The organism is Streptomyces sp. ISL-36 (assembly GCF_018614205.1).
In the GTDB taxonomy this organism is placed as follows: Bacteria; Actinomycetota; Actinomycetes; order Streptomycetales; family Streptomycetaceae; genus Streptomyces.
The window spans coordinates 89311-100675 of sequence record NZ_JAGGOS010000047.1 but is presented as its reverse complement, the minus strand read 5'-3'; the positions used below and the strand labels follow the sequence as shown (position 1 = coordinate 100675).

General features: G+C 74.6%; 8 protein-coding genes and 1 pseudogene. 6 read left to right on the top strand and 3 right to left on the bottom strand.

Going from position 1 to position 11365, the window contains the following annotated elements; translation table 11 throughout:
- Positions 1–464: 464 nt before the first annotated feature.
- The 3 genes from J7E93_RS13200 to J7E93_RS13190 all read right to left on the bottom strand — a co-directional run bounded on the left by J7E93_RS13200 (position 465) and on the right by J7E93_RS13190 (position 4282).
- A complete protein-coding gene (locus J7E93_RS13200) occupies positions 465–2522 on the bottom strand; it encodes an FUSC family protein (RefSeq protein ID WP_215068767.1) in 2058 nt (685 codons plus the stop codon).
- Positions 2523–2750: 228 nt separating this feature from the next.
- Positions 2751–3902 (bottom strand): DUF2786 domain-containing protein, encoded by a 1152-nt coding sequence (locus J7E93_RS13195; protein WP_215068765.1) that lies wholly within the window; start codon positions 3900–3902, stop codon positions 2751–2753.
- The gene (locus J7E93_RS13190) at positions 3881–4282 is read right to left on the bottom strand and encodes a helix-turn-helix domain-containing protein (protein WP_215068764.1); all 402 of its coding nucleotides are present in this window, start codon (positions 4280–4282) and stop codon (positions 3881–3883) included. The genes J7E93_RS13195 and J7E93_RS13190 overlap by 22 nt, the downstream gene beginning before the upstream one ends.
- A gap of 103 nt (positions 4283–4385) precedes the next feature.
- Here J7E93_RS13190 and J7E93_RS13185 point away from each other — a divergent pair, with 103 nt between their 5' ends.
- The 6 genes and pseudogenes from J7E93_RS13185 (at position 4386) to J7E93_RS13160 (ending at position 11358) form a co-directional block, all read left to right on the top strand.
- Positions 4386–5207 (top strand): NAD(P)H-binding protein, encoded by an 822-nt coding sequence (locus J7E93_RS13185; RefSeq protein WP_215068762.1) that lies wholly within the window; start codon positions 4386–4388, stop codon positions 5205–5207.
- Between the two features lie 70 nt (positions 5208–5277).
- Positions 5278–6054: pseudogene (locus tag J7E93_RS13180) on the top strand (ABC transporter ATP-binding protein); the annotation flags it as partial.
- A gap of 206 nt (positions 6055–6260) precedes the next feature.
- Positions 6261–8438, top strand: coding sequence for an ABC transporter permease (locus tag J7E93_RS13175; protein ID WP_215068760.1), 2178 nt, complete (start codon positions 6261–6263; stop codon positions 8436–8438).
- Positions 8439–8775: 337 nt separating this feature from the next.
- Positions 8776–9474 (top strand): hypothetical protein, encoded by a 699-nt coding sequence (locus J7E93_RS13170; RefSeq protein ID WP_215068758.1) that lies wholly within the window; start codon positions 8776–8778, stop codon positions 9472–9474.
- A 263-nt stretch (positions 9475–9737) separates the two neighbouring features.
- Positions 9738–10742 (top strand): helix-turn-helix domain-containing protein, encoded by a 1005-nt coding sequence (locus J7E93_RS13165; RefSeq protein ID WP_215068756.1) that lies wholly within the window; start codon positions 9738–9740, stop codon positions 10740–10742.
- A 10-nt stretch (positions 10743–10752) separates the two neighbouring features.
- A complete protein-coding gene (locus J7E93_RS13160) occupies positions 10753–11358 on the top strand; it encodes a Uma2 family endonuclease (RefSeq protein WP_215068755.1) in 606 nt (201 codons plus the stop codon).
- Positions 11359–11365 lie beyond the last annotated feature (7 nt).

Sequence of the window (11365 nt, the reverse complement as noted above, 5' to 3'; positions counted from 1 at the left end):
CCGCCCGGGGGGCGTCGCAGCCGGGAGGTTTCTGGCCGTGCGGCTGTTGGACACCCGCCCGGGGGGCGTCGCAGCCGGGAGGTTTCTGGCCGTGCGGCTGTTGGACACCCGCCCGGCCCGGACATCCGCCCCCGCTCGGCGGGTGGGCGTCCGCCCGCTCGGCGCCTGCCCGCTCGGCGGGTGGGCGCCCACCCGCGTGGCGGTCGGTGATCGTCCACCCCGCGGCAAGGCCCTCCGCCCATCCAGCGGTTGGTGACCCGGCGGCCCGACAGTCCACGGGCGGCGGGCGCTTCGTCCGGCCCGCCCGGACATCCACCCCGCCCGGCAGGCGCTCGTCCGGCCCGCCCGGACATCCACCCCGCCCGGCGAGTGGGCGGCCGCCCGCGTGGTGGTCGGTCATCCGCCCGGGGGGCGGGGGCGTCTGGCGCTCGGCGATGCGCCCGCGTGGGTCTTCGGTCGGCGGCTCAGGGGTGGGGTGGGGTGTCGGCCGTCAGGGCGTTCGCGAGGTCGTCCAGGGCGGTCAGGAGGAGGGACGCGCCCTTGCGCAGGAGGGGGTCCGAGGGCGGCTGCCAGGTGGCGATCGTCGTGCGGACGTCGTCCCAGTCCGGCACCTTCCGCTCCCGTACGGCCTTGGCACCCCGTTCCGTCGCCCGGCGCAGCGCCTCCGCGAGCGTCGCGGCGGCGGCGACGGGCGGGGCGCCGCGCTCCGGGAGGTGCGCCTCCATCAGCATCGCGACCCTGCCGAACTGGGCGAGCGCGTGCCCGGTGTCGTCCGCCGCCGCGCGCGAGAGACCGCGGTGGCGCACCGGCTCGTGGGTGGCCCGCGCCACCGCCTCCTGCCAGGCGATCCGGGCCTCCCGGGTGTCCAGGAGCGCCTGGCGGACGTCCGGGCAGGCCGAGCCGGCCGGGTCCGCGTAGTGGGCGACGACGGAGGCGGCGTAACGGCCGTCGGCGACCAGCCAGTCGGCGAGACGGCTGCGCAGCCGGGGCGTCTCCCAGGCCGGGTAGACGGCGTACGCGAGCATCGCGAGGACCCCGCCCATGAGGGTCAGGATCACCCGCTCGGGGACGGTCTGCGTCCACTCCGAGCCGCCCATGCCCAGCAGGAACACGACGTACGCGGCGACACAGACCTGGCTGACGGCGTACCCCGTCCGCATCAGCAGGTACATCCCGAAGGCGCACAGCACGGAGAGCCCGGCGGAGAAGTACATGTCGGGATGCGTGCTCTGGACGATGCCGGTGGCCAGGGCGACGCCGACGAGCGTGCCGCCGAAGCGCGCGACGGAACGGGCGTACGTCTGCGAGAAGTCCGGGCGCATGACCATCACGGAGGCCATCGGCGCCCAGTAGCCGTGGCCCAGGGGGAGGGCGGATCCCAGGACGTAGCCGACGGCGGTGACCGTGGAGACGCGGACGGCGTGGCGCAGGATCGGGGAGTCGTGGCGGAGTTCGGCGCGCATCCGGGCCACGGCGACGGGGACCAGGCGCAGGAGGGTGGGGCGCGAGCGGGCCTCCGCGGTGGTCTCCGTACGGGGTTCGGCGGTCTCCACGACGTCGTCGAGCAGTGCGGCGAGGCGGGCGGCGGCGCGGTGCGGCGGGCCGGAGAGGATCGCACCGGTGTCGGGGGTACGGAGGGCGGCGAGCGCGCCGGGCGGGATGTCGACCGGTTCGCCGTGGCGGATCGCGTGCGCTGCGGCGTCCAGGACGGAGCCGGCGGCGGCGAGCAGTTCGCGGACCCGGTCGCGTTCGGGGCCCTCGGGTGAGGCGCCGACGGCCGGGTCGGCGAGGGAGGCGAGCACGGGGCGGATCCGCTCGGCGAGGCCCCGGGCGCCGTGCAGTTCGGCGGGGCGGCGGCGGGCCTGCCGGGGCGTGACGGCGGCGGCGTTGCGGGCCGTCATGAGCGGTACGGGGTCGAAGGACGCGGTGGGGTCCTCGCGCAGACGCCGTGCGTAGTCCGCCTCGGCGGCGAGGGCGTCGGCGAGGGCGTCGCGCTGGGCTCCCCAGCGGCGGACGGGCAGGAGGACGACGAGCGCCGCCTGGACGAGGCCGCCGACGGCGATCATGGCGGCGTGACCGGCGGCCCCGGCGACCGAGGTGGGGAGGGTGACGGTGACCAGCATGATCGCGACGTTGGAGGAGGCGATGATGCCGACGGTGGGTCCGGCGGCCCAGGCGAGCCCGGCGAGGAAGGTCCACAGGACGAGCAGGGCGAGGAAGAGCGCGGGGTGGGCGCCGGCGCCCGTGACGTAACCGAGGAACGTGGAGACGGCGAGGCTGGCGCCGGAGGCCAGGGCGAGGGTGGGGCGGGGGCGCCAGGACCGCTGGAAGGTCGCGATGGCCGCCTGGAACGCCCCGAACGCGGAGGACGCGGCGACGCCGGGCCCGAAGAGGGCGAGGGCCGCGCCGACGACGAGCGCGAGGCCGAGGGCGCCGCGGGCGGCGACGAGGGGTTCGAGCCGCCTCCGCTCGACGGCGAGGCCGGCCTGGGCGGTCACCTTCAACGCCCGGAGCCAGCTCATGCGCCCGAGCGTACCGACGAAACACCGCGAACCGCTCATTTCCCCCGCCCGGCCCGTCGGCTGCCGCCCCGGACGGACCCCGCACGGCCGCCCCCCTTACGGCCGCCCCTCTCACGGCCGCCCTCCCCCGCCGTCAGGCCGAGGCGGTGGGTCGTCGCCGAGGCGGTGTCTCGTCGGTCAGGGCGCGAGCCCGCTGCGGTCGGCGCGACACCGCCTTCCGGAGACGGCCTAATGCCCGGGCGGGACCTGGGGCCGGTGGCGGCCCAGGCCCGCCCGGTCCGCCGCCGTCGTACCGTCCGTCCAGCCCGCCTCGTCCCACATCGCGCGGACGCGGGTCGTGCGGGTCTGCGGGAACATCGCGTCCGCGTGGGAGGTCACCGCGACCTCTCGGGACGCGAGGGCGGGCAGGAGCGTCGGGGTCTCCGAGGCCACCCGGCGGGACGTCGTCGCGAGGCGGGCGCCCAGGCGGTTCGCGTAGGCGAGGAGGAAGGACTGCCGGAAGGACTTCGTGCGCTTGCGGCCCCCCGCCCGCTGCTCCGCCTCCGCCCGCGTCATCGCCGCCGTGCCCTGGACCAGGAGCGAGGTGTGGAGCAGCTCCACCGCTTCCAGGTCCGCCTCGAAGCCGACGACCGTCGAGAAGCCGTACGTCTCGTTCCACACCGCCCGGCAGTGGTTCGCCGTCGCCACGGCGTCCAGCAGAATCGCCTTGGCCTGCTCGTACGGGGCGTCCACGCCGATCCGTACCGCCCCGGGGGTGTCCCCCGTCGCCGCCCCGGACGCGAGCGCGGCCTCGTCCAGGCTGTGGCGGGCCATCAGCTCCTGGGCCTTGGCGGTCAACGCCTCCGCCTCCTCCGGGTAGCCCGTCGCCTCCGCCTTCGCGAGCAGGGCGCGGATGCGGGTCAGCATCCGGGGCTCGCCCACCGCCGGAGGGGGGATCGACGAGTCGCCCGGCACCGGGCCCACCGGTTCCAGGGACGGCAGCCGGACCAGCAGGCGGTACAGCTCCAGGACCGCCGTCGCGTACGAGAAGCGGTCCGCCCGCCACGCGCGCGTGTCCAGATCCGCGACCTGGGCCGCCCATCGCGCCGGCAGCCGCTCGTAGCGCGCCGTCTCCGAGGCGATCAGCGCGCCGAGGAGCCGGACGTGCTCCTCGGCGAGGTCGCGGCGGGCCAGCCGTACGACGTCCGCCGGCTGCCAGCCCCGCTCCCACGCCCGCCGGACGAACTCCTCGCCTCGGCGGGCCAGTTCCGCGTCCGCCGCCGGGTCGGCGGCGAGCAGCGACGCCGCCGTGTCCAGGGCCGTGTCGTCGTCCGTGTACAGAGCGTCGAAGGCCTTCTCGACCGTCGTCCTGGGCGTGCTCACGTCTGCTTCGCGTCCCATTCCTCGCGCGCCCGACCGATCACCGCACGGTGGTCGAGCGACCAGTCGATCAACTGCTTGATCAGGTGGGTCATGCTGTGGCCCGTCCTCGTCAGCTCGTACTCCACCTGCGGCGGTGTCGTCGGATACACCGTCCGCGTCACCAGGCCGTCCCGCTCCAGGCGGCGCAGGGTGAGCGTGAGCATCCGCTGCGAGATGCCGGTGACCAGCCGCTGCAGTTCCCTGAACCGCCGTGGTCCGGCGGCCAGTTCGACCACCACGTGGACGGTCCACTTGTCCCCGAGCCGGTCCTGCACGTCTCGTACGCCGCACTCCTCCGCGCAGCTCACCACCGGGTCGTCGGCGGCCTCGGTGGTTACCTCCGTGTGCCCCACTGACATGAATGTGCCTCCTTACGCGATCACGCCCGCCCCACCAGAATGATCCTCACCGAACATCAAGACGAACACGAACGCGAAATCAGGCACGGAATCAGGGGGAATCATGCTGCTCGTCACCGGTGTCTCCGGGGGTCTGGGCCGGATCGTCGCGGACCGCCTCTCCGGGCGCGAGGACATCGGCCCCGTCGTCCTCGGCACCCGCGCCGGACTGCCCGGCACCCGCCTCGTCGACTTCGACGAGCCCGGCACCCTGCCGGAGGCCTTCGCCGGGGTGGACACCCTGCTGCTGATATCGGCCGGGTACGGCGAGGACGACACCGTGATCGCCCGCCACGAGGCCGCCATCTCCGCCGCCGAGGCGGCCGGGGTCGGTCACATCGTCTACACCAGCCTCTCCGGCGACGGGGACCACCTCACGTACGCCCTCGCCCACCGCTGGACCGAGCGCCGCCTCCAGCGCTCGACCGCGAACTGGACGGTGCTGCGCAACGGCCTGTACGCCGAGCTCCTCACCTGGATCGCCACCCCGGACGCCGATAACCGGATCACCGGCCCCCTCGGCGAGGGACGTCTCGCCGCCGTCGCCCGCGAGGACCTCGCCGACGTCGCGGTCACCGTCGCCACCGACCCCTCGGCCCATGTGAACCGCACCTACGAGCTGGTGGGCGAACGCCCCCTCGGCGGCGCCGACCTGGCCAAGGCGCTGGGCGCCGAGTACGCCCCCGGCACGCTGGCCGAGGCGCGGGCCGCGATCGCCGCCTCCGGCGCCCAGCCCTTCCAGGTTCCGATGCTGACGGGGACGTACTCGGCGATAGCGCACGGCTTCATGGACGGTACGGGCGTCACCAGCGATCTGCGGGAACTGCTCGGCCGGGAGCCCCTGGACGCCCTGGAGGTGTTCGTGGCGGCCGTACGCGAGGGGTAGGGCCGGCCCCACCCCCAGGACGCCCTCCAGCGGTCGTGATCGGCGGGGCGGCGGGCGGTTGGCTTGAGTCATGACAACGACGACGGCAACGGCGGTCTCCGAGACCGCCGTTCGGCTCACCGCCCTCCACCGCCACCACCGCGACGTCCGCGCCCTCGACGGCGTCGACCTGGACTTCCGTACCGGGACTTTCACCGCCGTGATGGGGCCCTCGGGCTCCGGCAAGTCCACGCTCCTGCAGTGCGCCGCGGGCCTCGACCGGCCCACGAGCGGGACGGTGGAGGTGGGCGGCGTCGCCCTGGAGGGGCTGAGCGAGCGGCGGCTCACGCTGCTGCGGCGGGACCGGATCGGCTTCGTCTTCCAGTCGTTCAATCTGCTGCCCTCGCTCACGGCCGCCCAGAACGTGGCGCTGCCGCTGCGGCTCGCCGGGCGCCGTCCGTCCCGCGCGGAGGTGCGGAAGGCGCTGGACCGGGTCGGTCTGGCCGGGCGGGAGAGGCACCGGCCCGGCGAGCTGTCCGGCGGACAGCAGCAACGGGTGGCGATCGCACGGGCGTTGATCACCCGGCCCGCCGTGCTCTTCGGGGACGAGCCGACCGGGGCCCTGGACTCCACCACCGGCCGTGAGGTGCTCACGATGCTGCGGGAGCTGGTGGACCGGGACGGCCAGACCGTCGTCATGGTCACCCACGACCCGGTGGCCGCGTCCCGTGCGGACCGGGTGGTGTTCTTGGTCGACGGGCAGGTGAGCGGGGAGCTCCTCGCGCCGACGGTCGAGCAGGTGGCGGCCCGGATGACGGGCCTGGAGAGGGTCGCGGGCGGCGCAGTCACCGGCGCTGCGGGCGATGGCGCTGCGGGCGATGGCGCTCCGGGCGATGGCGCTGCGGGCGCCGGCCTCGCGCAGACCGTGGAAGGGAGCCCTCGGGGCACCGTGGGCGGGCGCCCGGCCGACGGTGAGCATCAGGCCGTGGGCGGGCGCCCGGCCGAGGGTGGGCATCAGGCCGTGGGCGGGCATCGGGCCGTGGGCGGGCGTCGGGCCGGGGCGGAGGGGGCCGCGTGCTGACCGTCGTCCTCTCCGGGCTGCGTGCCCGCTGGGCCGCCTTCCTCGGCAGTTTCGTCGCCCTCGGCCTCGGCGTCGGGCTCCTCACCACCATGGGCCTCGGCCTCTCCGCCACCTTCGACGCCCCCGAGCGGACCCCGCAGCGCTTCGCCTCCGCGCCCGTGGTCGTGAAGGGGCGGGACGCGGTCACCGTCGACGTACGGCGGGGCCCGGCGACGGCCACCGTCTCGAAGAAGCTCGATCGTCCACAGCCTGTGGATACCGAACTGCTGCGCGAGCTGAAGACCCGCTGGACCGTCACCACCGCCGGCGGCCCCGACGCCGTCGGGGTCCACGGCCCCGCCGACGAGGTCCGTACCCTCGTCGGCGACCGGGCCCAGGTGCTCACCGGCGACGAGCGGCGGCTCGCCGACCCCGAGCCGGAGCGGGACGCCGAAGCGCTCGTCGCCCTGAACGCCCTCCTCGGCACCGCCGGAGGCGTCACCACCTTCGTCTCCGTCTTCGTCGTCGCCTCCACCTTCGCCTTCGCGGTCGCCCTGCGGCGTCGCGAGTTCGGTCTGCTGCGCACCGCCGGGGCCACCCCCGGCCAGCTGCGGCGGATGCTGCTCGCCGAGGCCGCGGGCGTCGGCGTCCTCGCCTCGGCCGCCGGATGCGCGCTGGGCGAGTGGGGCGCGCCGTGGCTGGCTCGGATCCTCGTGGACGGGGAGCTGGCGCCCGAGTGGTTCGGGATCGGTGACGCCACGTGGCCGTTCCACGCCGCCTTCTGGACGGGTGTGGCCGTCGCCCTCACCGGGGCGGTCGCCGCGTCCCACCGGGCCGGGAAGGTCGGTCCGACGGCCGCGCTGCGCGCGGCGGACGTGGACACCGACGTGCTGCCGCTCGGCCGGGCGCTGCTGGGCGCAGGGCTGCTGCTTGCGGGGTGCGGGCTGCTCGTGTGGACCTGCGCCACCGAGCCGTCGGAGCTGCTCAAGCGCAAGACGTACACGACCCTTCCGATGCTCCTGATCAGCGGAGTCGCGCTGCTCGCCCCGGTCCTCGTCCGTCCGGTGACACGGGCCCTGCGGCTGCCGGGGGCGACGGGGATGCTCGTAAGGGAGAACAGCGCCGCCGCCGTACGCCGTACCGCGGCCGTCGCCGCGCCCGTCCTGGTCACGGTCGCGCTCGCGGGCTCGCTGCTCGGTTCCGCGACGACGGTGACGAGCACGAAGGCGGCGGAGGCACGCGAGCAGACGCGTGCCGCGTACGTGGTGAGCGGCGAGGACCTGCGGCCGGTGCCCGGCGCCTCGGCGACGGCGGCCACCTCCGTGTTCGTACGGGACGGGGACGAGGCGCTGGTGAAGTACGGGGCGCGGGCGGTCTGGGACCCGGCCGCCTTCGCGGACCTGGCGCGGCTGCCGGTGGTGGCCGGGGACGTACGGGATCTCGACGACCGGTCGATCGTCGTCAACGCGGAGTGGGAGCGGGGCCGCGTCGGCGAGCAGGTCGAGGTCTGGCTCGCGGACGGGAGCGGCCCGGTGACATTGCGGGTCGTGGCGGTCCTGGCACTCGGAACGGGCGACAACGGGCCGTACGTGACCCGGGCGAACGCACCGGGCGCGACGGTGGACCGGATCGAGGCGGCCGGGACGCGGGGCCCTTCGGCGACCGGGGCGGTGGGCCCTTCGGTGGCCGGGACGCGGGGCGCTTCGGCGGGTGGGTCGCAGGGCCCTTCGGTGGCCGGAGGCGAGGGGCTTGCGGGGGCCGGCGGAACCGTCCGTACGACGGAGGAGTGGGCCGCTGCCACGCACCCCGCCACCAGCCCGCAGACCAGGCTCGGGCTGCTCCTGGTCCTGGGCATCGCGATCGTCTACACCCTGATCGCACTCGCCAACACGCTGCTGATGGCGACGTCGGTACGCGGCGGGGAGCTGGCCTCGCTGCGGCTGGCCGGTGCGACCCGGACGCAGATCCTGCGGGTCGTGACCGGTGAGGCGGCCCTGGCCGTGACGGTCGGCACGGTACTCGGGCTGGGGGTGACGGCGGTGAACCTGGCGGCCCTGGGCACGGGGCTCGCCGCCCTGTCGGCGCCGGTCGCCCTGTCCGTCCCCTGGGGCACGGTGGGCGCGGCGGCGGGGCTGTGCGCGGTGGTGGCGGTGGGCGCCGCGGCTCTCCCCGCGTGGCGCCTGACGCGCTGAGCGGGGATGGTGGGTTGGCGGGGCGGTGGCCGGGGTCGGAGCCGGGTCACCGCCCCGTCCCGCCGGTCACTCGACGGCGTACGGGACGAAGGCGGCCAGGTCGCGCGGCTCTCGCGTGGGGTGCCGGGGGCTCGCCGGGGTGGGGTCGAGGCGGGGCGCGCTCAACGGGGGCGATGGCGCCTGTTCGCCGAGCCCGTCCCGCACGGGACGGCCGGGGCGGAGACGGGGCTGAGGTCCGCGCGGCGGAATGACTGCGTCAGCGCAACCGCACCGGGCAGACTTCTTGAGGGTCCGTCAGAGCGCGTCCGCCGCACCACCTCACCCCTTGGAGCAGCCGGTGCCGTCGCAGGAAGCCTCCATCACGCTCACCCCGCAACAGGCCGCACTCGGTGTGACCCTCACCGTTCAGCTGCCGACCGGCACCACCCAGCTCCGTATCCCACCCTGCCGGGACGGTGACCTCGTCCGGGCGCGGGTCGGTGCCGGCGAAGTACTGCTGCGCGTGCGGGTGTCGGCAGCGGCCGGCGCGCCGCAGCCGGCGCCGAAGTCGGGCGCGCTCGGGTGCCTGGTCTTCCTCGCCGTCGTCGTCGCGGTGATCGTCGGCTTCAGTGTCCTGAGCGACGGGGACGACAGTGACGGCAAGTCCTCCGCCTCCCCTTCGACCAGCGCGTGGACCACCGCCCCTGACGACATGGCGACGGACCCGACGACCGATCCGACATCCGACCCGACGACCGATCCCACCACTTCCTCGCCCAGCCCCGAACCCACCCCCTTCGAGCAGGGGACGTGTCTCAACGGGACGCTGCCGGACTCGACGACGCCGCAGAGTGTCAGCGGGGTCGAGGAGGTGTCCTGCTCGGCGTCGGACGCGCACTACCGGGTGATCGAGAGCATCCCCTTCACCTCGGACATGAACCGCTGCAACGGCAACCCCAAGACGCAGTACGCCTTCTCCTACCGCTACACGCTCAACGGCGCGGTCCTCAACGAGTACGTGTACTGCCTGGTCGGCCTCGGTTCGTACGCCCGCTGAGCGCACCGCGTCGCGACGGACCGCGATGCGGTGCCCCACGACGGAAAAGCTTTAAAAGAACCGGGGGAAGTACCCTTCCCAACCCCTCCAACCTCCCCGTCGCCCGCCTGTCACTCACATGGGTGATCTGTGCCAACTGGGCTGGATTTGAGGGTGGTTGCCTGGCATATGCTCGCGGCGACCAACGGAAAACAGTTCGGCCCCCGGCCGGGAGTAGCGATCCCGATCGAGGGCCTGACCAACGAGGAAGCAACACCTTCCCGATGGATACCCAGCACCTTAGCGCGCGCTCGCGCACCTCCGGGCTCGTTCACGTCAACGTCACCCACACGACCCGCTACACGGTCGTCGGCAACCACCTCGCCCAGCACCGCGAGCTGTCGCTCCTCGCGATCGGGCTCGCCGTCCACATCCAGTCGCTTCCCTCCGGGGCCTCCGTCGGCATCAAGGCCGTGGCCGGGCGCTTTCCCGAGAGCGAGATGCGCATCGCGGGCGCGATGCGGGAGCTGGAGGCCCATGGGTATCTGAAGCGCTTCACGGAACGGATGCCCAACGGCCGGCTCGCCCCGCGCACGATCTCGTACAACCGCCCGGGGGCTGAAGCGGCGCCCCCGCCGGCGACGCCCCCGCCTCCGCCGCCCCCGCCTCCCCCGCCTCCGGCTCCCGCCCCGCCCACGAGGCAGGCTCCCCCGCCGCCGCCCCCGACTCCGGCGCCCGCGCCCCGCCCCGTAAGCCCGCCACCGCCACCGGCACCAGCACCGCCGTCGGCACCAGCACCCCTACCGGCACCGGCACCGCCGTCGGCACCAGCACCCCTACCGGCACCAGCACCGCCGTCGGCACCAGCACCCCTACCGGCACCAGCACCGCCGTCGGCACCAGCACCCCTACCGGCGCCGGCACCACTCACCCAGCAGCAGCACCGCCCCGCCGCCGCGCTGCTCGCCGGGCTCCACCTCCTCGAACCCCGGCTCCTCCTCGCCGAACGGGACGTCCAGCGCCTCGCCCCCGGCGTCACCGCCTGGCTGGAGCGCGGCGCCCACCCCGACGCCGTACGCCGCACCCTCGCCGCGAGAGTTCCCGACGACCTCAGATACCCCGCCGGGCTGCTCGCCCACCGCCTCGCCGCCCTGATCCCGCCCCCGCTGCCCGCAAGGCCGCCCGCCCCCGATCCCCTCCAGACCTGCGACTCCTGTGAACGCGCCTTCCGCTCACCGGACCCCGGTCACTGCCGCGACTGCCGCCCCGAAAAGAGAGAGGCCGCCTAGCATGAAGCTGATGACTCGGGCCCCAGGGCACGGACGAGGAGCCAGCGCCATGACGACCGTCTCCCCCCTCTACCGGACCATGCGCGACGCGCTGGAGAGCCTGGGCGACTCCGTCCCCGGCAAGCTCGAGATCACCAAAGAAGGAATCGTCCACGACATGACGGTGCCGCGCCGCCCCCATGAATTCACCGCTGCCCAGGTCAGCCGACGCCTCGAACGGGTGATGCCGGACGACCTCCTCGCGCATACCGGCGAACCCGATGTGGAGGACGCGCCGGGTGGCGTGATGCGCCGCCCCGACGTCATGGTGATTCCCTGGGCGGACATGGAAGGGGACGGCTCCTTCGATCCCCGCACCCTCATCGCCGCCGTCGAGATCGCCTCCCGCTCCAACCCCGACAACGACTGGGTCGGCAAACTGCGGGACTACGCCGTGATCGGCATTCCGGTGTACGCGATCTTCGATCCCCGTACCGGCACCGGCGCCGTGTTCTCCGACATCCACGCCACCCCCGACGGTCCGCGCTACGCCACCCGCAAGGACTTCGTCTACGGCGAGGAGGTCACCATCGCCGACTGGACGATCTCGACCGAGGGCCTGCCCCTGTATCCCTAGACGGTTC